Origin of the sequence: Pseudomonas citri (genome assembly GCF_025336485.1) — a bacterium.
Lineage (GTDB): Bacteria > Pseudomonadota > Gammaproteobacteria > Pseudomonadales > Pseudomonadaceae > Aquipseudomonas > Aquipseudomonas citri.
In genome coordinates this window covers 135,809-158,438 of record NZ_JAODAB010000002.1, presented here as the reverse complement: position 1 = coordinate 158,438, position 22,630 = coordinate 135,809, and the positions used below count along the sequence as shown (strand labels likewise).

At 60.6% G+C, this 22,630-nt stretch carries 25 protein-coding genes; 15 read left to right on the top strand and 10 right to left on the bottom strand.

Going from position 1 to position 22,630, the window contains the following annotated elements; genetic code table 11:
- The first annotated feature begins 5 nt into the window (after positions 1 to 5).
- The 3 genes from N4Q37_RS02940 to N4Q37_RS02930 all read left to right on the top strand — a co-directional run bounded on the left by N4Q37_RS02940 (position 6) and on the right by N4Q37_RS02930 (position 2,074).
- Positions 6 to 611, top strand: coding sequence for an arylesterase (locus N4Q37_RS02940; RefSeq protein WP_260955177.1), 606 nt, complete (start codon positions 6 to 8; stop codon positions 609 to 611).
- 56 nt (positions 612 to 667) lie between these two features.
- Entirely contained in the window at positions 668 to 961 is a 294-nt protein-coding gene (locus N4Q37_RS02935) for a hypothetical protein (RefSeq protein WP_003183788.1), read from the top strand.
- Between the two features lie 141 nt (positions 962 to 1,102).
- Complete coding sequence (locus N4Q37_RS02930) at positions 1,103 to 2,074, top strand: L,D-transpeptidase family protein (protein ID WP_260955175.1); 972 nt, start codon at positions 1,103 to 1,105, stop codon at positions 2,072 to 2,074.
- A 297-nt stretch (positions 2,075 to 2,371) separates the two neighbouring features.
- Here N4Q37_RS02930 and oprI read toward each other — a convergent pair whose 3' ends face one another.
- A complete protein-coding gene (gene oprI / locus N4Q37_RS02925) occupies positions 2,372 to 2,623 on the bottom strand; it encodes an outer membrane lipoprotei OprI (protein ID WP_011335311.1) in 252 nt (83 codons plus the stop codon).
- A gap of 632 nt (positions 2,624 to 3,255) precedes the next feature.
- Between oprI and N4Q37_RS02920 the strand changes: the two genes are divergently transcribed.
- Complete coding sequence (locus tag N4Q37_RS02920) at positions 3,256 to 3,537, top strand: GNAT family N-acetyltransferase (protein ID WP_260955173.1); 282 nt, start codon at positions 3,256 to 3,258, stop codon at positions 3,535 to 3,537.
- 85 nt (positions 3,538 to 3,622) lie between these two features.
- Here the strand turns inward: N4Q37_RS02920 and N4Q37_RS02915 are convergent, their stop codons facing one another.
- The gene (locus tag N4Q37_RS02915) at positions 3,623 to 4,699 is read right to left on the bottom strand and encodes a 3-deoxy-7-phosphoheptulonate synthase (RefSeq protein ID WP_260955171.1); all 1,077 of its coding nucleotides are present in this window, start codon (positions 4,697 to 4,699) and stop codon (positions 3,623 to 3,625) included.
- A gap of 304 nt (positions 4,700 to 5,003) precedes the next feature.
- Between N4Q37_RS02915 and N4Q37_RS02910 the strand changes: the two genes are divergently transcribed.
- The 4 genes from N4Q37_RS02910 (at position 5,004) to cysB (ending at position 8,593) form a co-directional block, all read left to right on the top strand.
- Complete coding sequence (locus N4Q37_RS02910) at positions 5,004 to 5,957, top strand: putative 2-dehydropantoate 2-reductase (protein WP_260955169.1); 954 nt, start codon at positions 5,004 to 5,006, stop codon at positions 5,955 to 5,957.
- A 45-nt stretch (positions 5,958 to 6,002) separates the two neighbouring features.
- Positions 6,003 to 6,908, top strand: coding sequence for a 5'-nucleotidase (locus N4Q37_RS02905; protein ID WP_260955167.1), 906 nt, complete (start codon positions 6,003 to 6,005; stop codon positions 6,906 to 6,908).
- A 96-nt stretch (positions 6,909 to 7,004) separates the two neighbouring features.
- A complete protein-coding gene (locus tag N4Q37_RS02900) occupies positions 7,005 to 7,505 on the top strand; it encodes a universal stress protein (RefSeq protein WP_260955164.1) in 501 nt (166 codons plus the stop codon).
- Between the two features lie 113 nt (positions 7,506 to 7,618).
- Positions 7,619 to 8,593 carry an HTH-type transcriptional regulator CysB gene (gene cysB / locus N4Q37_RS02895; protein ID WP_008079948.1) on the top strand — a complete coding sequence of 325 codons (975 nt, stop codon included), beginning with the start codon at positions 7,619 to 7,621 and terminating at the stop codon, positions 8,591 to 8,593.
- Positions 8,594 to 8,600: 7 nt separating this feature from the next.
- Here the strand turns inward: cysB and N4Q37_RS02890 are convergent, their stop codons facing one another.
- Positions 8,601 to 9,083, bottom strand: coding sequence for a GreA/GreB family elongation factor (locus N4Q37_RS02890; protein ID WP_260955160.1), 483 nt, complete (start codon positions 9,081 to 9,083; stop codon positions 8,601 to 8,603).
- Positions 9,084 to 9,085: 2 nt separating this feature from the next.
- The gene (locus tag N4Q37_RS02885; protein WP_260955156.1) at positions 9,086 to 9,472 is read right to left on the bottom strand and encodes a hypothetical protein; all 387 of its coding nucleotides are present in this window, start codon (positions 9,470 to 9,472) and stop codon (positions 9,086 to 9,088) included.
- A gap of 120 nt (positions 9,473 to 9,592) precedes the next feature.
- Between N4Q37_RS02885 and earP the strand changes: the two genes are divergently transcribed.
- Both earP and N4Q37_RS02875 read left to right on the top strand, forming a co-directional pair.
- A complete protein-coding gene (gene earP / locus N4Q37_RS02880; RefSeq protein WP_260955154.1) occupies positions 9,593 to 10,726 on the top strand; it encodes an elongation factor P maturation arginine rhamnosyltransferase EarP in 1,134 nt (377 codons plus the stop codon).
- A gap of 48 nt (positions 10,727 to 10,774) precedes the next feature.
- Positions 10,775 to 11,344, top strand: a complete 570-nt coding sequence (locus tag N4Q37_RS02875) for an elongation factor P (RefSeq protein WP_003226785.1) — start codon at positions 10,775 to 10,777, stop codon at positions 11,342 to 11,344.
- 165 nt (positions 11,345 to 11,509) lie between these two features.
- On the opposite strand, the gene N4Q37_RS02870 is transcribed toward N4Q37_RS02875, so the two are convergent.
- The 4 genes from N4Q37_RS02870 to N4Q37_RS02855 form a co-directional block, all read right to left on the bottom strand.
- A complete protein-coding gene (locus N4Q37_RS02870; protein ID WP_260955146.1) occupies positions 11,510 to 12,523 on the bottom strand; it encodes an alpha/beta hydrolase in 1,014 nt (337 codons plus the stop codon).
- A 34-nt stretch (positions 12,524 to 12,557) separates the two neighbouring features.
- Complete coding sequence (locus N4Q37_RS02865) at positions 12,558 to 12,977, bottom strand: organic hydroperoxide resistance protein (RefSeq protein WP_260955145.1); 420 nt, start codon at positions 12,975 to 12,977, stop codon at positions 12,558 to 12,560.
- 396 nt (positions 12,978 to 13,373) lie between these two features.
- A complete protein-coding gene (locus N4Q37_RS02860) occupies positions 13,374 to 13,835 on the bottom strand; it encodes a MarR family winged helix-turn-helix transcriptional regulator (RefSeq protein ID WP_260955144.1) in 462 nt (153 codons plus the stop codon).
- Positions 13,836 to 13,905: 70 nt separating this feature from the next.
- Positions 13,906 to 14,862: a LysR family transcriptional regulator gene (locus tag N4Q37_RS02855; protein WP_260955143.1), complete on the bottom strand. Its 957-nt coding sequence runs from the start codon at positions 14,860 to 14,862 to the stop codon at positions 13,906 to 13,908.
- A gap of 109 nt (positions 14,863 to 14,971) precedes the next feature.
- Between N4Q37_RS02855 and N4Q37_RS02850 the strand changes: the two genes are divergently transcribed.
- Positions 14,972 to 15,721: a sulfite exporter TauE/SafE family protein gene (locus tag N4Q37_RS02850; protein WP_260955142.1), complete on the top strand. Its 750-nt coding sequence runs from the start codon at positions 14,972 to 14,974 to the stop codon at positions 15,719 to 15,721.
- Here N4Q37_RS02850 and N4Q37_RS02845 read toward each other — a convergent pair.
- The gene (locus N4Q37_RS02845; protein ID WP_260955633.1) at positions 15,711 to 16,565 is read right to left on the bottom strand and encodes a LysR substrate-binding domain-containing protein; all 855 of its coding nucleotides are present in this window, start codon (positions 16,563 to 16,565) and stop codon (positions 15,711 to 15,713) included. The two genes, N4Q37_RS02850 and N4Q37_RS02845, sit on opposite strands and share 11 nt — an antisense overlap.
- A gap of 96 nt (positions 16,566 to 16,661) precedes the next feature.
- Here N4Q37_RS02845 and N4Q37_RS02840 point away from each other — a divergent pair, with 96 nt between their 5' ends.
- Together N4Q37_RS02840 and N4Q37_RS02835 are read left to right on the top strand one after the other, a co-directional pair.
- Positions 16,662 to 16,880, top strand: coding sequence for a DUF1127 domain-containing protein (locus N4Q37_RS02840; RefSeq protein ID WP_260955141.1), 219 nt, complete (start codon positions 16,662 to 16,664; stop codon positions 16,878 to 16,880).
- A gap of 64 nt (positions 16,881 to 16,944) precedes the next feature.
- Positions 16,945 to 18,168 carry a winged helix-turn-helix domain-containing protein gene (locus N4Q37_RS02835; RefSeq protein WP_260955140.1) on the top strand — a complete coding sequence of 408 codons (1,224 nt, stop codon included), beginning with the start codon at positions 16,945 to 16,947 and terminating at the stop codon, positions 18,166 to 18,168.
- 85 nt (positions 18,169 to 18,253) lie between these two features.
- Here the strand turns inward: N4Q37_RS02835 and N4Q37_RS02830 are convergent, their stop codons facing one another.
- Positions 18,254 to 19,600 carry a class II 3-deoxy-7-phosphoheptulonate synthase gene (locus N4Q37_RS02830; RefSeq protein ID WP_260955138.1) on the bottom strand — a complete coding sequence of 449 codons (1,347 nt, stop codon included), beginning with the start codon at positions 19,598 to 19,600 and terminating at the stop codon, positions 18,254 to 18,256.
- A gap of 124 nt (positions 19,601 to 19,724) precedes the next feature.
- Here N4Q37_RS02830 and N4Q37_RS02825 point away from each other — a divergent pair, with 124 nt between their 5' ends.
- Positions 19,725 to 20,480 (top strand): spermidine synthase, encoded by a 756-nt coding sequence (locus N4Q37_RS02825; RefSeq protein ID WP_260955136.1) that lies wholly within the window; start codon positions 19,725 to 19,727, stop codon positions 20,478 to 20,480.
- 473 nt (positions 20,481 to 20,953) lie between these two features.
- Entirely contained in the window at positions 20,954 to 22,627 is a 1,674-nt protein-coding gene (locus N4Q37_RS02820; protein ID WP_260955134.1) for a DEAD/DEAH box helicase, read from the top strand.
- Positions 22,628 to 22,630 lie beyond the last annotated feature (3 nt).

Sequence of the window (22,630 nt, the reverse complement as noted above, 5' to 3'; positions counted from 1 at the left end):
GTCCGATGCGTGTGTGGTTTTTGAGTGCCGGCCTGGCCCTGATGTGCATGGCCCAGGAAGCAGCGGCGGGTACGGTCCTGATCGTCGGCGATAGTATCAGCGCGGCTTTCGGCCTGGATACCCGGCAAGGGTGGGTGTCGTTGCTCGAGCAACGGCTCAAGGCCGAGGGTTTTGACGATAAAGTGGTCAATGCCTCCATCAGTGGCGACACCAGCGCAGGCGGCCAGGCGCGGCTGCCCGCGCTGCTTGCAGCCCATAAGCCGGACCTGGTGATCCTTGAGCTGGGCGGCAACGACGGCCTGCGTGGACAGCCGCCAACACAATTGCAACAAAACCTTGCAGCGATGATCGACAGTGCACGTGCCAGCGGTGCCAAGGTGCTTTTGCTGGGCATGCAATTGCCACCCAACTATGGCCGGCGCTACACCGATGCCTTTGCCCGGGTCTACAGCACCCTTGCGGACGAGAAAAACGTGCCGTTGGTGCCGTTTTTCCTCAAGGACATCGGCGGTGTTTCCGGGATGATGCAGGGGGACGGACTGCACCCGTCCGTCGCAGCCCAGGGCAAGTTGCTGGAAAATGTCTGGCCGACGCTCAAACCGCTGCTTTGATGCTTTTCTACAGGCGGGCTTTCGGCTAATGTGGCGCCCCCGATTTGGAGCCCTTGATGCCGCGTCCCGCCTGGTCCTTGTTTGCCTATCAGCTGATCGAGCCTGACGAGCAGCTGGATCTGTTCGCCTGCCAGGAAGTGCGGGTGCACCTGGTGACCCGTCAGTTGGAACTCGGCGGCTCGGCCGACCGGACGCTCTGTGGCAGCCTGTTGCCGGCGCAGCCGCGCTGGTCGGGCGTGGATCGCAAGATCTTCCAGGACCATCGCCTGTGTTCGTTGTGCCGGGCGATCCTGGAGTCGCAGAAGCGCGGCACCTCGCCGATCTGGCCGGAGCTGCGGTTCGAGTTGTAAACCCCGCGCTCCCGCAGGATCCACGCTCGCTCAAAAATGCTGCGTATCGAACGCGCCATTGCCGCTCTCCCCGAAATTACGGGGGGCGGTGTACAATCGTCGTTTTCACCCTCTTTGTTCGATCTGCGAAGGATTTCCCGGATGTTGCCGCGCTTGCCTGTCGTTGCCCGCTGCCTGTCTCTTGCCGCCCTGTGTATGGCGGGCCCTGTCGCTGCATTGGAGCTGCCCCTGCCTCCGCCGGGTGAGGACATCGTGGGCCAGGTGCAGGTCATCAAGGCCAAGTACGAAGACACCTTCGCCGACCTGGGTACCACCTACGATCTGGGCTACAGCGAGATGGTCGCCGCCAACCCTGGGGTCGACCCGTGGTTGCCGGGGACGGGCACCGAGGTCGTCCTGCCGACCCGTTTCATCCTGCCGCCGGGCCCGCGTGAAGGCATCGTGATCAACCTGGCTGAGTACCGCCTCTACTATTTCCCTAAAGGTCGGAATGTGGTCTACACCTTCCCGCTGGGGATCGGTCGCGAAGGCTGGGGATCGCCGATTGCCCATACCAGCATCACCGCCAAGACGCCGAACCCGACCTGGACTCCGCCAGCCTCGATCAGGGCCGAACATGCCGCCGACGGCGACCCGCTGCCCAGCGTGGTGCCGGCCGGTCCGGATAACCCACTGGGGCCGTTCAAGTTCACCCTGGGCACGCCGGGCTACCTGATCCACGGTTCGAACAAGAAGTTTGGCATCGGCATGCGCACCAGCCATGGCTGTTTCCGGATGTTCAACAACAACGTACTGGAAATGGCCAAGATGGTGCCGGTCGGTACTTCGGTACGGATCATCAATGATCCGTACAAGCTCGGCGTGAGCGGCGGCAAGGTTTACCTGGAAGCCCACACCCCACTGGACGACAAGGGCAACCCATCGGTGGTGGACAAGCACACCGCTGTGATCAACGCGATGCTCAAGCGAGAGGACATCACCAGTAACCTGCGCATGGACTGGGACGTGGTCCGTGACGTGGTGGCGGCTGAAGACGGTCTGCCAGTGGAGATTGCTGTTCCAGGCGCATCGGCACCTATGGTCTCGAGCGCGCCGATCGATTTGCAACAGTAAGTTCTTCGTCTATCCACCCGCCGACATTGGACGATGCTGGCGGGTTTTTATTGCCTGGTGAAACACCGGGGAGTAGCTCTAGGCTCTGTGCGAAAAGCCTTGATACTCGTTCAGGCTGCGTTGAAAACAGCCTCGCAATGCTCATGTACTTCAGTTCAGTCGGACGCGACCCCGGGCGTTACTCGGCTGTTTTCGCCCTGCCTGACCTTCGTCTCAAGACTTTTCGTACAGAGCCTAAAGTCCAAAAAAAAGCCGACCCAAAAAATGGGTCGGCTCGATAACAATCCCGAGGGATTATTACTTGCGGCTAGCTTTTTCCAGCATGCGCAGAGCACGCTCGTTAGCTTCGTCAGCAGTCTGTTGTGCTTTTTGAGCAGCAGCCAGAGCTTCATCAGCTTTACGGTAAGCTTCGTCTGCACGAGCTTGGGCGCGAGCTGCTGCGTCTTCGGTAGCAGTCAGACGTGCTTCGGTTTCTTTCGATGCGCTGCTGCAACCGGTAGCCAGAACTGCGGCCAGGGCCAGAGCAGAGAATTTCAGAACGTTGTTCATCGTGTTCCCCTTCAAGGACTTTCTATTTAATGACTGTCTCCCCAGACTGGGGAGTTAGCCGGCGTACATACTACCCGTTACTTGTAGTAAGTAAACTGACGTAGCGCAAGAAGCAAAAAAATTGTAGTTGGTGATTCTTTTTCGAGCAACTTTTCTTCTGCTTGTTGAAAAAATAAACAGCTCCAAGCCCGTGGTGGGAGCGCGCAAGCGGGGAAAAGTTCCGCGGTGGGACGAACTCTTGCAGTCCTACTAACGTCGTTGTTTATTGATTCGCATACACTTCTGTACAAATTTTGTGCAGCGTGCCAGGCATCTTGTTGGTAGGTGGTGACTTTAACTAGGCGAGTTCGTCTCAAGACTCAACAACTGGCGATGTACAGCTATTGCACCGTGGCCGACTACTGCGTGACGAAGCGGCTCAACCGATACAGCGGAGGGATTTTATCCCTCCAGTGACAGGTGTGCCTTGAGCATTTGCGTCATTGGTGCCTACTATTCACGACGTGCTCGGGTTTTGAGCGGGTCGATTTTGGCGCTCGGTGACCAGGAAGGCACGGGGTGGCGTAGAGGTTCCTTCGCCGGAAAAACATCGGTAAGGTAGGGGTCAGCATTCAGACCCGCGAGGAGTAGTGATGAGCGATGCGGTTACCATCCACCATGACCAGGCTGGTCATCAGTTCGAGACCAATGTGGACGGTCATCGTGCCTACCTGACCTATATGGACCTGGGCAAGCAGACCCTGGATATCTATCGCACCTTCGTGCCCAATGCCTTGCGGGGCCGGGGCATTGCGGCGGCATTGACCGAAAGGGCGCTGCAATACGCCGAAGAAATGGGCTATACGGTGATCCCGTCCTGTTCCTATGTGGAGCGCTACATGGAGCGTCACCAGCGGCACGCCGCAAAGCTCTGACAAAACCGATTTCCCAAAAAAACGCCGGACTGAAAAGTCCGGCGTTTTTTTATGCTTTGCTTTTTTATGTATCCAGGCAGGCCAATCAGCTGCGCTGACGCTTCGGCAGTACGTCCTTGAGCTTGGCGTGCATGCTGCGCAGGGTGTTCTCGGTGGCGCTCCAGTCAATGCAGGCGTCGGTAATGGAAACGCCGTACTGCAAATCGGAGAGGTCTTTCGGGATCGCCTGGCAACCCCAATTCAGGTGACTCTCGACCATCAGGCCGATAATCGACTGGTTGCCTTCCAGGATCTGGTTGGCCACGTTCTCCATGACCAGCGGTTGCAGTGCCGGATCCTTGTTGGAGTTGGCGTGGCTGCAATCGACCATGATGTTGGGCTTGATCTTGGCCTTGTTCAGGGCCTGTTCGCAGAGTGCGACGCTGACAGAGTCATAGTTCGGCTTGCCGTTGCCACCGCGCAGCACCACGTGACCGTAGGCGTTGCCCTTGGTGGTGACGATCGACACGCCGCCTTCCTGGTTGATACCCAGGAAACGGTGAGGGCTGGAAACCGATTGCAAGGCGTTGATCGCCACGGTGAGGCCGCCGTCGGTGCCGTTCTTGAAGCCCACTGCCGACGACAGGCCGGAGGCCATTTCGCGGTGGGTCTGGGATTCGGTGGTGCGCGCGCCAATGGCCGACCAACTGATCAGGTCCTGCAGGTACTGCGGGGAGATCGGGTCCAGGGCTTCGGTGGCGGTGGGCAGGCCCATTTCCGCCAGGTCCAGCAGCAGTTGGCGACCGATGTGCAGGCCGTCCTGGATCTTGAAGGAGTCGTCCAGGTACGGATCGTTGATCAGGCCTTTCCAGCCGACGGTGGTCCGAGGCTTCTCGAAATAGACGCGCATGACCAGGTACAGGGTGTCGGAAACTTCCGCAGCCAGCACTTTCAGGCGTTCGGCGTATTCGTGGGCGGCCTTGATGTCATGGATCGAGCAGGGCCCGATGACCACGAACAGGCGATGGTCGGTGCCATCGAGGATGTTACGAATGACTTCCCGGCCCTTGGTCACGGTGCGCAGGGCAGCGTCGCTCAGGGGGATATCGCGCTTGAGCTGGTCAGGCGTGATGAGGGTCTCGTTGGAGGCGACGTTAAGGTCATTGATCGGTAAATCAGCCATCGTGTTACTCGTCAGGTCACGGGTGCCGGCCGCCAGCGATCCCCGCGCGGCGGTGCACAGCGGATTTTAAGCGCGTCGGGGAGCCGAACCTTATCGCGTTCGGAGGCCGCTCGACAATGGGCTGCGCCCGGTTTTATTGCGCCGGGGGGCTGTGGGAGCAAGCCGTGCCTGCGATGAATTCGCCTCGGTTCCAAGATAAATCGCGTCAACTTCATCGCGGGCAAGCCTTGCTCCCACAGCTAATCCCTTTGCCGGAGGGTTGTGTAATGATGGGCGCAGGCTATTTACCAGAGGATTGGCAACGATGCAGGCAGGCGTTAAACCGCGGATCGGGGTGATCGGCACCGGGGCAATTGGCGGGTTCTACGGTGTGATGCTGGCCCGCGCCGGTTTTGATGTGCACTTTCTGCTACGCAGCGAATTTGGCGCGGTGGTCGAGAGCGGCTTGCAGGTCGACAGCGCGATTCACGGTGCATTGACCCTCAACCCGGCCCAGGCGTATTGCTCCGCGATCGACATGCCGCCGTGCGACTGGCTACTGGTGGGCGCCAAGACCACCAGCAATGCCGAGCTGGCCCCGGCCATTGTCCAGGCTGCCGCTGAGGGTGCAAAAGTCCTGCTGTTGCAGAATGGCCTGGGTGTCGAAGACGATCTGCGTCCCATGCTGCCGGATTCGTTGCACCTGTTGGGCGGACTGTGCCTGATCTGCGTGCACCGTGTCGGTCCCGGCGTGATTGCCCATCAGGCCCTGGGCGCGGTCAACGTCGGTTACCACAGCGGCCCCTGCCACGATCAGGCAGGACGCCTGGCCGTTGTCGAGGAAGCGGCGACGCTGTTCCGCGTCGCCGGTATCGACTCCCAGGCCATGCCCGACCTGCAACAGGCCCGCTGGCAGAAGCTGGTGTGGAATGTGCCGTACAACGGCCTTTCGGTGCTGTTGGGCGCCAGTACCACGCCGTTGATGGCCGACGACCAGAGCCGCGCGTTGATTCGCACCTTGATGGCCGAAGTGGTTCAGGGCGCCCACGCTTGCGGGCATGCCATTGCGCCGGGCTATGCCGACTATCTGTTCGCGATGACCGAGAAAATGCCCGACTACCGGCCGAGCATGCATCACGATTATTCCCACGGGCGCGCGCTGGAGTTGGACGCGATCTACGCCCGGCCTTTGGCGGCGGCGAAAGCGCTGGGGTGCGAGTTGCCGAAAATCGAAGCCTTGTATCAGGCGTTGGCGTTCATGGACCGACGCAACCGCTGATCGTCGCGCAGGCACTTTTCGTACAAAGCCTAAGGGGGGGGCGACATGGCAAACAACATTGACGACAAACTGGTGCTGGCGATTTCGTCACGGGCGCTGTTCGACCTGAGCGAAAGCCACAAGGTGTACCTGTCGAGCGGCGTCGAGGCCTATCGGCAATACCAGATCGAGCATGAAGACGAAGTCCTCGGACCCGGGGACGCCTTCGCCCTCGTGCAAAAACTGCTGAGCCTCAACGAGCATCTGGGGCGAGCCCGGGTCGAGGTGATCCTGGTCTCGCGCAACAGCGCGGACACGGGCCTGCGCGTGTTCAACTCGATCCATCATTACGGCCTGGCGATCTCACGCGCAGCGTTCGTGGGCGGTCGCAGTCCTTACCCGTATCTCAAGGCATTCGGTTGCGATCTATTCTTGTCCACCCATGCCGAGGACGTACGCAGTGCCCTGGACGCCGGGTTCGCCGCAGCCACCATCCTGTCCGGCGGGGCCAGCCGCGCGGCCAGTGAAGAACTGCGCATTGCCTTCGACGGTGACGCGGTGCTGTTTTCCGATGAGTCGGAGCGTGTCTATCAGGCCGGCGGCCTGGAAGCGTTCCAGGCCAGCGAACGCCAGGCCGCGCGCGAGCCGCTGCGGGGCGGGCCGTTCAAGGGTTTCCTGGCAGCGCTCAATGCGCTGCAGCGTGAGTTTCCCGAGGATGCCTGCCCGATCCGCACGGCGCTGGTCACGGCCCGGTCGGCGCCGGCCCACGAACGGGTCATCCGCACCTTGCGCGAGTGGGACATTCGCCTGGATGAGTCGTTGTTCCTCGGCGGCCTGACCAAATCGGCCTTCCTCGAGGCCTTTGCCGCCGATGTATTTTTCGACGACCAGACCGGTCACTGCGAGCTGGCTCGCGAAGTGGTCGCCACTGGCCACGTGCCCCACGGCATCAGTAACGAAGTGAAGCTTTGACCGCCCGTTCTTCAGGACATCAAGCCGCACGTCGTACTCATCGAGGCGCTGCTAAGCTGAATCAATCTCCGCCATTCTGGCACGCGAGGAGGTCACATGATTCGTTCGATGCTGTACGCCACAGACCTGGGGCTTTATGCCCCGTATGTGATGCAGCATGCCTTGGCGTTGGCACGGACGTTTGAAGCCGAGTTGTATGTGGTGCATGCGGTAGAACCGATGGGGCTGTTCGCCGAATCGGTGTTGCAAAGCTATCTCGATGAGCAGGCGCTGAACGAATTCCATCGCCAGGGTCTGAATACGGTGATGGCCAATATCGAGCAGCGGGTACTGGACAACTTTCGTGAGGAACTGGGGGAGGGGCAGCAGGATTTGAAGCTGATCAAATCGGTCCGGGTGTTTCAGGGCGATCCTTCCCAGGTGATTCTCGAACAGGCCGCGAAACTCTCCGTCGACTTGCTGATCGTCGGCAGTCATTGCCAAGGAGTCAGTGCCGAGGCGCCTTTGGGCAGGACCGCCGCACGGGTATTGCAGTTGGCCCGAGTGCCGGTCTACCTGGTGCCGCTGGTGCAGCGCCGGCGTCACGGCGAAGCTTGAGGCTAAATGATGGCCTTTTTATAAAAAGTTCTAGATTTATTGTTTAAACCATTCATATAGTTATATACACCGTCGCTGATGCCCGTGGCGTCCAACTGCTTTGAGGGATACATATGAAGCTTCAACAACTGCGCTACATCTGGGAAGTGGCGCACCACGACCTCAACGTTTCCGCTACAGCCCAAAGTCTCTACACATCGCAACCTGGCATCAGCAAGCAGATCCGCCTGTTGGAGGATGAACTGGGGGTCGAAGTCTTCGCCCGCAGCGGCAAGCACCTGACCCGCGTGACCCCGGCCGGTGAGCGCATCATCACCACCGCCGGCGAGATCCTGCGCAAGGTCGAGAGCATCAAGCAGATCGCCCAGGAGTTCTCCAACGAGAAAAAAGGCACCCTGTCGATCGCCACCACCCACACCCAGGCCCGTTACGCCTTGCCACCGGTGATCAGCAATTTCATCAAGCAATACCCGGATGTGGCGCTGCACATGCACCAGGGCTCGCCGATGCAGATCGCCGAAATGGCGGCCGATGGCACAGTGGATTTCGCCATTGCCACCGAAGCCCTGGAGTTGTTCGGTGACCTGGTGATGATGCCGTGCTATCGCTGGAACCGCTGCGTCGTCGTCCCCCAGGGGCATCCACTGACCAAGCTGCCGAAGCTGACCCTAGAAGCGCTGGCCGAATACCCGATCGTGACCTACGTGTTCGGTTTTACCGGACGTTCGAAACTCGACGAGGCCTTCAGCCATCGTGGCCTGACCCCGAAAGTGGTGTTCACCGCCGCCGACGCCGACGTGATCAAGACCTATGTCCGCCTGGGCCTGGGCGTGGGCATCGTGGCGAAAATGGCGGTCGACACCAAGCTGGACAGCGACCTGGTCGTGCTGGACGCCAGTGAGCTGTTCGAATCGAGCATCACCAAGATCGGTTTCCGGCGGGGTACCTTCCTGCGGGGTTTCATGTGCGACTTCATCGAGAAGTTCGCGCCACACCTGACCCGGGAAGTCATGGCCAAGGCCATCCAGTGCCACAACAAGCAGGAACTCGAAGAGCTGTTCGACGGTGTCGAACTGCCAGTGCATTAAAGCCTGTCTATACAGCCTCGGTGACAGCGAACTGTTGCCGGGCGCCCCCCACCACGATCTCCACTTCATCCCCTTCGAACTTGCCCAGCAGGCCTTGGCCCAGCGGTGAGCGAGGGGTGATGACCGTGATCGGCTGGCCCACCAGCGAGACCTTCAGGCCCGCCGCATCCGGCCCGAGGAACAGCCACTGCTGGCGTCCGTCCTCATCTTCCAGGCCGATCAACGTCCCGACCTGGATACCGCGCTGCTCGTCGTAGGGCCGTAGCGTCAGGTTCTGGCAGAGGGCGAGGGCCTGGCGGATTTCCTCCACGCGCCTGGCTTGCCCGGCCGCTAGGTAAGACGCTTCCAGGCCGAGAGTGTCGTACTTGTTTTCGGCGATGTTTTCCTCGTGGGTCGCAGTCTCGTAGGCGGTCAGGGCGGCGCGTTCGGCGATCTCCAGGTCAATCTTGAGTTTGTCGAGGATCAACTGGTGGACGGTCTGTTTGTTCATATTCATTCGCAGAATTGCAAAACGTTGGCGCGGCTTTTTTCACTGGGGGCGTTCTGGTTCTGTTGCAGCCAGAACTGGCATTTGGGGTTGGACAGGTTGCGAGGATTGCTGCGCGCCTGGTCGAGTGCCTGCCGCTGTTCGTTTTTCTGCAGGTTCTGCTGGTATTGCTCGAACATCGGTGTCGGGGGTTCGGCGGCCGGTGGTGGTGCCGGCGGTTGCGCCAACTGATGCATGGCGGCGGCCATTGGGGCCATGGGGCCATCAAGCAGGTATTTCGACAGCAGCCAACCCGTCAGGACAATGGCCAAGAACCCCAACCACAGGCCCAAGGCAATGCTGAGGGTCAATTGCACGGCTGAAAGGCGTGGGGCGGACGGGTGATCAGGCATGGCTGCTTCCTGGCAGTGGCTCGGTGGGCGATGATTGTCGCATGAAGATTAATCGCCGTCGGCTCTTCTGCATGATCGGCTTATTCGGGACAATCACGCCTTTGCCCTGGGGAATCGCGAATGACTGTGCGCTGGGATATTTTTTGCACCGTCGTCGATAACTTTGGCGACATTGGCGTCACATGGCGCCTGGCCCGACAACTGGTGGCCGAGCATCGATGCGCGGTGCGGCTATGGGTCGATGATCTGCGGGCTTTCGAACGGCTGTGTCCGGAAATCGATATCACCCTGTCCGAGCAATGGCAGCAAGGCGTGCAGGTCTGCCACTGGCCTGCGGACTGGCCGTCCACCGAGGCCGCCGAAGTGGTGATCGCCGCGTTTGCCTGCCAGTTGCCGGCCGCCTATATGGATGCCATGGCCGCCCGGCCGACAGCGCCGCTGTGGATGAACCTCGATTATCTGAGCGCCGAGGACTGGGTGATCGGCTGCCACGGACTGCCGTCGGTCAAATACAAGCAGGTGCAGAAATATTTCTTTTTTCCAGGCTTCCAGGAGGGGACGGGGGGCCTGCTGCGTGAGGCGGGTCTGCTGGAGCGCCGTCGGCAATTTCAACAGGACCCCACGGCACAACGGCTATTCCTGCAAGGGCTGGGTGTCGAGCGGGCGCCGGAGAGCTGCCTGATCTCACTGTTCGCCTATGAAAACGCCGGGCTGGCGAGTTGGTTCGATGCGATGGCGTCCGGTGTCCAGTCGTTTCATGTATTGGTGCCCGAAGGGCGGGTGCTGGGGGATGTCGAACGCTGGCTTGGGGTCGACGGCCTGGGCGTCGGTGCGCTGCATCGGCGCGGTGCGCTGACGGTGCAAGTGCTGCCGTTCGTCCGACAGGATCAGTATGACCAACTGCTATGGTGCTGCGATTTCAACGCTGTTCGCGGCGAAGACTCCTTCGTGCGCGCCCAATGGGCCGGCCGGCCGCTACTCTGGCACATCTATCAACAGGAAGAAGACGTGCACCTGGAAAAGCTCGACGCATTTCTCCGGCTGTACACCCAAGGCCTCGACGAGGCGGCGCAAAAAGCGATCAACGGTCTCTGGAAGGCCTGGAACGCCGGCCAGGACATGACCGAACACTGGAAAATGGCCTGGGAACAGCGCCAGGAACTGACCGAACATGCCCAGGCATGGTGTCTGGAACAGGCTTCGCGACCGGATCTCGCTGCGGCGCTGGTGAAGTTTTACCTAAATTGGATATGATACGCGGCCTAGATTTTTGTACATTCCATCCAAATTCGGATATTCGCAATGAAAACTGGTAAAGAACTCAAACCCGGTACCGTGATTCGTATCGACAACGATCCTTGGCTGGTTCAGAAAGCTGAATTCACCAAGTCGGGCCGTAACAGCGCGATCATGAAGACCAAGCTGAAGAACCTGCTGACCGGCTACAAGACTGAAACCGTCTACGGTGCCGACGACAAGCTGGACGACGTGATCCTCGACCGCAAGGAAGCGACCCTGTCCTTCATCAGCGGCGACACCTACACGTTCATGGACACCACTGACTACACCATGTACGAGCTGAACGCCGAAGACATCGAAAGCGTTCTGCCATTCGTCGAAGAAGGCATGACCGACGTCTGCGAAGCCGTGTTCTTCGAAGAGCGTCTGGTTTCCGTAGAGCTGCCGACCACCATCGTGCGTCAGGTCGACTACACCGAAGGCTCCGCTCGCGGTGACACTTCCGGCAAGGTGATGAAGCCTGCCAAGCTGAAGAACGGTACCGAGCTGTCGGTTGCTGACTTCATCGAAATCGGCGATATGATCGAGATCGATACCCGCGAAGGCGGTTCCTACAAAGGCCGCGCTAAGTAAGCGAAGTCTTGTGGATGAAAAAGCCCGACCTTTGAGTCGGGCTTTTTCATTTCTGCAAAGCGTGTGTGGGAGCAAAGCTTGCTCGCGATACGGGCACCTCGGTTCGAGGAATACCAAGCTGTTTCATCGCGGGCAAGCCTTGCTCCTATAGTGTTTCGCCACCTGTTATTTCAAGTGCTGCTTGAGCTCTTCGGACACCTGCAGCATCGCCGAACGTACCGCCGGTACCTGGCTCACGACGTTGAGCAAGCCATAGTCGTGAATCATGCCGTTGTAGCGCACCGCCGTGACCGACACTCCCGCCGCGTCCAGCTTGCGGGCATAGGCTTCCCCTTCGTCACGCAGCACATCGGCCTCGGCGGTCTGTACCAGCGCGGGTGGCAGGCCTTTGAGTTGCGCAGTGCTGGCCCGCAGCGGTGAGGCATAGATTTCGTTACGCTGCCCGGCATCGGTGGTGTAGTTGTCCCAGAACCACTTCATCATGTTCTTGCTGAGGAAGTGGCCTTCGGCGAACTGGTTGTAGGACGCGGTCTCGAAGCTGGCATCGGTCACCGGCCATAACAGGGCCTGGAAGCGGATTGCCGGCGTGCCTTTGTCCTTGGCCATCAGCGCCACGACAGCTGCCATGTTGCCGCCGACGCTGTTACCGGCCACGGCCAGGCGTTTGCCATCGACATTGATCTGTTTGCCGTGCTCGGCCACCCATTTGGTTGCGGCGTAAGCCTGGTTAATCGCCACCGGATAATGCGCCTCGGGGGAGGGCGTGTAGTTGACGAACACCGCGACGGCCCCCGATCCCGCCACTAGATCCCGAACCAGGCGTTCGTGGGTCGGAAAGTCTCCTAGGACCCAGCCACCGCCGTGGAAGAACATGAACACGGGTAATTCACCCTTGACCCCGGCCGGGCGAACGATGGTCAGGCTGATCGACTGGCCATCGGCCTGAATGGTCTTCTCGCTGACATCTGTCTTGGGCAAGGTCAGTTTCACTCCGGCCTGGGCCCCGACCAGTACCGCGCGGGCGTCCTTCGGCGACAGTTGCTCCAGCGGCTTGCCGGTACCGGCATTCAATGCATCGAGAAACGCCTGGGTGTTGCGCTCGACGCCGCCATCGGCGAAGGCGCTGCTGACGCTGAGAGCGAGCAGGGTGCCGGTCAGGGCTTTGCTGAACGTGTTCATGTGCATCTCCTCAAGTCGATCCGCGATGGGTGAGTTAAACGGTCACGTGCAGGCGCACATCGACGTTGCCGCGAGTGGCGTTGGAGTACGGGCAGACCAGGTGAGCCGCGTCCACCAGGCTTTGCGCGTCGGCCTGGTCCAGTCCCGGCAGGCTGATGTGCAGGTCGATGTCGAGGCCGAAACCGCCGGGGATCTGACCGATGCCGACATGGGCGGTGATCGAAGCGTCGTCCGGGATCTTGCGTTTGCTCTGGCTGGCGACGAACTTCAGTGCGCCGATGAAGCAGGCCGAGTAACCAGCGGCGAACAGTTGCTCAGGGTTGGTCGCTGCACCGCCGGCACCGCCGAGTTCCTTGGGCGTGGCGAGTTTGACGTCGAGGATGTTGTCGCTGGAGATCGCACGACCGTCACGGCCGCCAGTGGAGGTTGCGATTGCGGTGTAGAGCGTTTTCATGGTGATAGCCTCGTTTTGGGTTTATGTTTTTGCGCTAAATGTTTGCGCGCTAATTAGGTGTGAGGTGAAGGTATAGCGCTAATATTTTGCGCGCAATATAAATTTTCGAGCGAAGCAGGCTTCGAGTCACTTCACTGGCTTTAATCTATTGATTTAAATGGTTTTTATGAGATGAAAAAAAATTGCGTTTGAAAGGGGTTTTGCGGTGAGGGGAAGGGGGCCATCGCGAGCAAGCTTTGCTCCCACGGACTGGAGGCAGGCACGGATGCCGAGTCCGCCTGAGATTGATGTGGGAGAGCCTGCTCACGATAGGTGGATTGGCTGAGGGGAATCTTGGAGGTGCTGCCCTCATCGCGAGCAGGCGCGCTCCCACAGTAATTGGTGGTGTTCAGAGGCTCAGAGGCTGTCCTGCAAATGCCCGCGCAGTGCTTGCAGGTCCAGTTGCAGCTTCTTCAACTGTTCCAGGGTCTGGCCGCTGGCGGCGAGGATGCATTGAGGGATGTCCAGGGCTTTTTCACGCAAGGCGCGGCCCTGTTCGGTGAGCTCGACGATCACCACGCGTTCGTCTTCACGGCTGCGGGTACGGCTCAGCAGGCCTTCGGCTTCCAGGCGCTTGAGCAACGGCGTCAGTGAACCGGGGTCGGTGAGCAGGCGTGTGCTGATTTCGCCGACGGTCAAGCCGTCCTTTTCCCACAACACCATCATGGCCAGGTATTGCGGATACGTCAGGCCCAGGGCTTGCAGCAGTGGCTTGTAGACCTTGGTCATCAACAGCGACGTGGAATGCAGGGCGAAGCAGACCTGGTTGTCGAGCAACAAGGCTTCGCAGGCCTCGGGGGTGTCGCGCTGGGTTGTCATGGCAGAACCTTCAATCAATGATCGTGATGAATCTAGCGGGCGAATCTTTAATGCGCCAGGTAATTTTCGATTAATGGCGGTCAAGGTTGGTTCGCAACGCCAGGTCCCACGGCGGGATTGGGCTGAAACGGGTCTTGAGGTATTCCAGCAACAGGCGACTGCGCGCGCTGGGTTGTTGCTCCAGGCGCAAGGCATAGATGCCAGTGCTTTCCGGTTCCGGCAGGCCGTTTTCGCAAAACAGCGGTAGCAGTTCGCCCCGCAGCAGGTATTCGCTGGTCAGCCAGGTCGGCAGATGCGCGATGCCTAAGCCGGCCAGTGCCCCGCAGACCAACGCTTCGGCATTGTTGGCACTCATGCGGATCCGTGCCGGCCGATGCAGTTGCATCTGCCCATCGCGGGCGAAGCGCCAGGCGAACGGCGGAGCCAGGCCCTCCCAGTCCAGGCCGTCGTGGTCGACCAGGTGCGACGGATCGGTCGGCATGCCACGACGCTGCAGGTAATCGGGACTGGCGCAGGCAATGCGCACCATGCTCGCCAATGGCGTGGCGACCAGTCGTGTGTCGGCCATTTGTCCGGCACGCAATACCAGATCGACTTTGCCCAGGTTCGAACCCTGCATATCGACAAAGCTGTCGATCAGATGCAGTTGCACGTCGAGCCCGGGGTAGAGCGTGAGGAAGTCGGCAATCACCGGTGCCAGGTGACGACGCCCGAATGCGGCCGGTGCGTCGACGCGGATCAGGCCTTCCGGCGCGTGGCTCAAGGATACCGCCTCCGCCCGCGCCAGGCGCAATTCCTCGACGATTCGCCGCGCACGTTCGGCAAAGGCCTGGCCGGCCGGAGTCGCCCGTACCGCATGGGTCGTGCGAATGAACAGTTGGCTGCCGACGGCGCTTTCCAGGCTGTCGATACGGCGTGCCACGGCCGAGGGAGTCAGCGGATGGCGACGGGACGCGGCGGAAAAACTGCCGCTTTCCAGGACGTCGAGGAACAAGCCCAGTTGTTCGGTCAGTTGATTGGGATTCATGGTGTTGTCGGTGCTTGTGCGAAATTGGCACAGCCATTGTGCGTTGCTGTGCGTTTCCCCGCTAGCGCCGACTGCGTAGGATGAACCGCCTGACAGAAGGAAAAGCCCTGTGATCGAGTTCGTGACGTATCTGCTGTTTGGCACCGTTTTGGGGACCCTGGGTGGGCTCTTCGGCATCGGCGGTGGGTTGATTGCCATTCCGCTGCTGGGCGTTTGGGTCGGCCTCGATCAGCAGATCGCCCAGGGCACGGCGTTGGTGATGGTGGTGCCGAACGTGATGCTGGCGCTGTGGCGCTATCACCAGCGCAATCGCATCGAGTGGCGTCATGCGCTTGCGTTGGCTTCGATGGGTTTTTGTTTCGCCTGGCTCGGTTCGATCTGGGCGGTGGGGATCGATGCGCAAACCATGCGCATGGGCTTCGTCGCCTTCCTGGTTGCCTTATCGGCCTACAACCTGATCCGGATGTTCGCCGCCCCACCGTCCATGTCTTCGCAAATGCGTTATGCCTGGCCATGGCTGGGTGTGCTCGGTGCCGCTTCCGGAACCATGGGCGGGTTGTTCGGCGTGGGTGGGGCAGTGGTGGCAACGCCTGTGCTGACCAGCCTGTTCGGGACCAGCCAGGTGGTCGCCCAGGGGCTGTCGCTGGCGTTGGCGTTGCCCAGCACGGGCGTCACATTGGCGACCTACGCGGTGCACCAACAGGTGGATTGGCTGATCGGTGTGCCATTGGCGGTCGGTGGGTTGATGAGCATCAGTTGGGGGGTGAAAGTCGCCCACGCCCTGCCGGAACGGCTGTTGCGCGGGCTGTTTTGCGCTTTCCTGGTGCTGTGTGCGGTGCTGCTCGCCCTTAAAGTTTGAAGCCTTCGATAATGTGCTCGGCCAAGCACTCGGTGATCGGCGATGGGTTGTGCAGGTTGCGGATCAGCATGATGCTGGCTTCGGGCAGTTCCGGCAGGTTCTCGGCCTCACCGAGCACGCGCATGTCCGGAGTCAGCAGGCTTTCCAGCTGCGCGGTGATCGCCAGGCCCGCGCCCACCACCGCCATCAGCGCCGACAAGCTCGAGCTGTTGTACGCTACGCGATACTCACGGCCCATGGCGTCCAATGCATTGCAGGCCCATTGCCGGCAGAAGCAGTCACTGTTGAACATCGCCAGCGGCAGCGGTGTTTGCTCGTGGACGTTGAAGCACGCGGCTTCGGCCCAGACAAAGCGTTCCTTGCGCAGCAACTGGCCGATTTCGTCGCCCGGCTTGCGGGTGACGATGGACAGGTCGAGGTCGTGGCGCAACAGCAATTGCTTGGACGATTCGCAGTGCACTTCAATTTCGATCAGTGGGTAGAACCGGGCAAAACGCTGCAGGATCCCGGGCAAGAACCGCATCACGTAATCGTCCGGCGTACCGATGCGCACAGTCCCCACCATGTGCGGTTCACGCAGGGTGTTGAAGACTTCGCTGTGCAGCTTGAGGATTCGTCGGGCGTAGCTGAGCAATACCTGGCCTTCGGCGGTCAGCTTGACCTGGCGCCCGTCCCGCTCGAACAGACGCCGTTGCAGGACATCTTCTTCCAGCCGCTTCATCTGCATGCTGACGGCGGATTGGGTGCGATTGACCAATTCACCGGCCCGGGTAAAACCGCCCTGGTCCGCAATCGCGACAAAGGTACGCAGCACTTCCGTATCGATGCTCGGGTAACTCGACAATTGATCAATCTCCGAGATGACAGGTATAAAAAACATTCGTTGGATTGATCCTATCGTTGGCGCGAGACTTGAGCCACCCCAACGGAGGACATCACGATGGAAGGTCAAAAAAGCTATGTATCGATAGACAAACACTCCCATGGTTTTTCGGTCGGCGCGCTGATGCACAAGTTTAGCCGCTGGTATGAATTGCACCATGAACGCGAACTGCTGGCCGGCATGAGCGACGAGGCGCTCAAGGACATCGGTATCAGTCGTGCCGACGTGGAAAAGGAAACGGTTCGGCCGTTCTGGGATGACCCCATGCACAAATGAGTCATCCTTTCCTACACAAACCCTTTATTGGTGAGGTAGGTTGCGAGCAGACAAGGAGATCTTCATGCCCGCGACTCTGTCCTTTACCCTCAAACAGGCCCGGCGTCTGGCGCTGGCCGCCCAAGGATTCGACGGGCGGTCACCGCCAGCTTCGGTGCAACCCTCGCGTCTCAACCGCCTGATCGAACGCCTTGGCGTCCTGCAGATTGACTCGGTCAATGCACTGGTGCGCTCGCATTACCTGCCGCTGTTCTCCCGTCTCGGCCACTACAACCCGGATTTGCTCGACCAGGCCGCCTGGAGCCAGGGGCGACGTCGCACGTTGTTCGAATATTGGGGCCACGAAGCCTCTCTGATGCCGATATCGACGTACCCGTTGATGCGCTGGCGCATGGCGCGTGCGGCCCGTGGCGAAGGTATTTATCAACAACTGGCGCGTTTTGGCCGTGAACAGCAACCCATCATCCGCCGGGTCCTGGCGGTGGTGCGGGAGCAGGGCGCGGTGGGCGCGGGTAGCTTGTCCACGCGTCAGGATAAGGCCGGGCCATGGTGGGACTGGAGCGCCGAAAAACACGCGTTGGAGTGGCTGTTTGCGGCGGGCGAAGTCACGGTAGCCGGACGACGGGGTTTCGAACGACTCTACGATTTGCCGGAGCGGGTGCTGCCGGATTCGGTCCTCCGGCAGCCGTTACCGGACGAAGCCGACGCCCAGCGTGCCTTGCTGGTGCAGGCCGCCGAGGCCTTGGGCATTGCTACCGAAAAAGACCTGCGCGATTACTTTCGACTTGATCCGGCCGACAGCCGGGAGCGACTGGCCGAGCTGGAGGAGGCCGGGGAACTGCTGCGCTGCCAGGTGCAGGGCTGGAAGCAACCGGCATGGTGCCGACCCGCGGTAAAAATCCCGCGCAAGGTAACCGCCAGTGCCTTGCTGTCGCCGTTCGATTCGCTGGTCTGGGAGCGTAACCGCACCGAGCGGCTGTTCGATTTTCGTTACCGGCTGGAGATCTATACTCCGGTCCACAAGCGGGTGTACGGCTATTACGTCTTGCCGTTCTTGCACAACGAGCGCATGGCGGCGCGGGTGGACTTGCGGGCTGAGCGGGCCGATGGCCGGTTGGCGGTGCATGCGGTACACGAGCAAGAGCCGGGGTTGGATGAGGAGGGGATTCAGGCGTTGGCGATGAATCTCAGGCGCATGGCTGATTGGTTGGGATTGGAGCGGGTCCAGCTTAATTGCCAGCGGGTGGGTGGGATTCGGTTGGCGGGAGCATTGGCCGGGATAGGGTGACAGATGCACCACTATCGTCGGATCGCTGCCCGGGGCGTGTTCCGGGGGCGATCCGATGATGGCAATTTAACAGGCAATGGAATGCTTACCGTCTTACTTGCTTCAACGTCTCTGCAATCAAGAATGCCAATTCCAGCGACTGGTCGGCATTCATCCGCGGATCGCAGTGGGTATGGTAGCGATCCGAGAGGCCATCTTCGGTGATCGGTCGTGCACCACCGATGCATTCGGTGACGTTTTGCCCGGTCATCTCGATGTGAATCCCGCCGGCATAGGTGCCTTCGGCTTCATGGACTTGGAAGAACTGCTTCACTTCGCCGAGGATCTGCGCGAAATCCCGGGTCTTGTAGCCGCTGCTGGCCTTGATGGTATTGCCGTGCATGGGATCGGAACTCCACAGCACTTGCTTGCCTTCGCGCTGCACGGCGCGCAACAGCGGCGGCAAGTGATCGCCCACCTTATTGGCCCCCATCCGGGCGATCAGGTTCAGCCGGCCCGGATCGTTGTCCGGGTTGAGCACGTCGATCAGGCGGATCAGGTCGTCAGGGTCCATGGTGGGCCCCACTTTCACCCCGATGGGGTTGTTCATACCGCGCAGGAACTCGACATGGGCACCGTCCAACTGACGGGTGCGGTCGCCGATCCACAGCATATGGGCCGAGCAGTCGTAGTATTCGTTGGTCAGGCTGTCGCGGCGCACAAAGGCTTCTTCATAATTGAGCAGCAGCGCCTCGTGGGCCGTGAAGAAACTGGTTTCACGCAATTGCGGCGAGCTGTCCATGCCGCAGGCGCGCATGAACGCCAGGGTTTCATCGATGCGGTCGGCCAGGTGACTGTACTTTTCCGCCAAGGCCGAATTGGCGATGAAATCCAGGTTCCACTTGTGCACTTGGTGCAGGTCGGCGAAACCGCCTTGGGCGAAGGCACGGAGCAGGTTCAGGGTGGCGGTGGACTGGTGGTAGGACTGCAACAACCGCTCGGGGTCCGGTACGCGGCTCTTTTCGTCGAAGCCGATGCCGTTGACGATGTCGCCCCGGTAGGCTGGTAGGGTCACGCCGTCGACGGTTTCATCGTTGGCCGAGCGCGGCTTGGCGAATTGCCCGGCCATGCGCCCGACCTTGACCACCGGGCAGCCGGCGGCAAAGGTCATGACGATCGCCATCTGCAGCAATACCTTGAAGGTATCGCGGATCTTCGCCGCCGAGAACTCGGCGAAGCTTTCGGCGCAGTCGCCGCCCTGCAGGAGGAACGCTCGGCCTTGGGTCACCTCGGCGAACTGGCGGCGCAACTCCCGGGCTTCACCGGCAAACACCAGTGGCGGATAACTGGCCAGGGTCTGTTCGACTTGCAACAGGTGCGCGGCGTCGGGGTAGCGGGGTTGTTGCTGGATCGGCAGGGCGCGCCAGCTGTCAGGGCTCCAGGGTTGGCTCATCATGATCTCTAGGTGGTTTACGCTCGGACGCCCATGGTATCAGCAAATTAGTGCGTGACCTGTTCCCGTCGGTGGTCGACAATCGCGCCTTTGCCCGGCCATCCGGTTGCCATCAGGAGACGAAATGACAGAGGAGCGCGTCGAGCATTTGCTCGCCGAGGTGCACGACGAGTTCGGCATGATCCGGGTGTTCGAAGTAGCCGATTACCGGTTCCTCGAATTTGGCGATGCCATCGAGCAAAGCTGCGTGTTCACGGCCGACCCGAGCTGGCTGGAATACGATTACACCCGCGCCATGCTGATCGGCGCGTTGTGCCATGAGCAACCGGAGAGTGCGCTGTTCCTGGGGTTGGGCGCCGGTACGCTGACCCAGGCCTGTCTGAAGTTCTTGCCACTGGAAGACGTCGAGGCCATCGAGTTGCGTCCCGACGTGCCGCGCCTGGCGATCGAATACCTGGGGCTGGACGACGATCCGCGATTGTATATCCGCGTCGGTGACGCCTTGGAACTGCTCGAAACGGCTGAGCCGGCGGACCTGATTTTCGTCGACCTCTATACCGATGTCGGTCCAGGCGTCGGGCATTTGGCCTGGGGTTTCCTGGAAAACTGCCAGAAGCGCCTTAATCCGGGCGGCTGGCTGGTGATCAACCAGTGGGCCACCGACGATGGCAAGCCGTTGGGCGCTGCGCTGCTGCGTGGTCTGTATCACCGGCATTATTGGGAGCTGCCGGTGAAGGAGGGCAACGTCATCCTCATCGTCCCGGCGGACCTGGACCAGACGCTGGACCTGCAAGGCCTGACCGCCCGGGCCGAAGCGCTGGCGCCGCGCCTGGGGTATTCGTTGCAGTCGTTGATCAAGGCGATTCGTCCTGCGACGTGATCGAGGTTCCCCCGTCCTTATGGCGAGTAAGTTCCTCTGTGGCGAGGGAGCTGGCTCCCGCTCGGCTGCGAAGCAGACGCTTGGGTTGATACCTGCAATCGAAGGGGCCGCTTCGCGACCCAGCGGGAGCCAGCTCCCTCGCCACAGCATTTGGGGTGAAACGTTTTAGTTCGCTGTCCAGGGCCTGTGAAGGACTGCCGTGCACTGGGTTTCGGCGACAAAAAAAGCTCCCTTTTTTAGCGAATTCCGGTATAGTGCGCGCCGGCCTTTAGCCGGGCCGCGTCAACGCAGCGTAATTTCGAAGCCAGCTTCGGTTACATGTCCGCACAACGGATGCTTGCGCGACGTCCTTTTCCATTCATTCGTTTTCGCAAATCCCCGCCGACAAAGCTGCCAGGGCGACTCTTGAGTCTCAACACGGCATGCGCAGCTTTGGAGCATGGGTCTTTGCGGATGCACTTTGAGGCAGACCCATGACCCAGGAAATCGGCGGCTTCGCCGCTCTTGAACTTCACCCCAATATTGTCGCTGCAGTAGTCGCTACCGGCTATGAAGAGCCTTCGGCCATTCAGCAGCAGTCGATCCCGATCATCCTCGCCGGTCACGATATGATTGGCCAGGCGCAAACCGGTACGGGTAAAACCGCCGCGTTCGCCCTGCCGATCCTGCACCGCATTGATCCGTCCAAGCGCGAGCCGCAAGCTCTGATCCTGGCCCCAACCCGTGAGTTGGCGCTACAAGTTGCAACCGCTTTCGAAACCTACGCCAAGCAAATGCCGGGCGTGACTGTTGTGGCTGTCTACGGCGGTGCGCCGATGGGCCCGCAACTGAAAGCAATCCGTAATGGCGCACAAATTGTTGTCGCCACCCCGGGCCGTCTGTGCGATCACCTGCGTCGCGATGAGAAAGTCCTGGCCACCGTGAACCATCTGGTTCTCGATGAAGCCGACGAAATGCTCAAGCTGGGCTTCATGGATGACTTGGAAGTCATCTTCAAAGCCATGCCGGAAAGCCGCCAGACCGTCCTGTTTTCGGCCACCCTGCCGCAGTCGATCCGTGCGATCGCCGAGCGTCACCTGAAGGACCCGAAACACGTCAAGATCCAGAGCAAGACCCAGACCGTCACCGCGATCGAGCAGGCCCACCTGCTGGTACATGCTGACCAGAAGACCGCCGCTGTACTGAGCCTGCTGGAAGTCGAGGATTTCGACGCCCTGATCATGTTCGTACGCACCAAGCAAGCGACCCTGGACCTGGCCAGCGCCCTGGAAGCCAAAGGCTACAAGGCTGCTGCGCTGAACGGTGACATTGCCCAGAACCAGCGTGAGCGTGTCATCGACTCCCTCAAGGATGGTCGCCTGGACATCGTCGTGGCGACCGACGTCGCTGCTCGTGGCTTGGACGTTCCGCGCATCACCCACGTGTTCAACGTGGACATGCCGTACGACCCGGAATCCTACGTTCACCGTATCGGCCGTACTGGCCGTGCCGGTCGCGAAGGCCGTGCGCTGTTGCTGGTTACCCCGCGTGAGCGTCGCATGCTGCAAGTGATCGAGCGTGTGACCGGTCAGCGAGTGGCTGAAGTTCGTCTGCCAGACGCCCAGGCCGTTCTCGATGCCCGCATCAAGAAGTTGACCAACAGCCTGTCGCCGCTGGTGGCTGACGCCGAAGCGACCCATGGCGATCTGCTCGATCGCTTGACCGCTGACATCGGTTGCTCGCCGCGCGCCCTGGCTGCGGCCCTGCTGCGCAAGGCCACCAATGGCCAGGCGCTGAACCTGGCGGCGATCGAGAAGGAACGTCCCCTGGTGCCGAACAGCGCACCGCGTGGCGATCGTCCTGAGCGCAGTGGCGACCGTCCGGACCGTGGTGATCGCGAGCGTCGTGCTCCCATGCCGCTGGCCGAAGGCCGTGCCCGCTGCCGTACAGCGCTGGGTGCTCGTGATGGCATCGCTGCCAAGAACCTGTTGGGTGCCATCCTCAATGAAGGTGGCCTGGCGCGTGAAGCCATCGGTCGCATCCAGGTACGTGACAGCTTCAGCCTCGTGGAACTGCCGGAAGATGGTCTGGAGAAGTTGCTGGCCAAGCTGAAGGACACTCGTGTAGCTGGCAAGCAGCTCAAGCTGCGTCGCTATCGTGAAGATTGATCG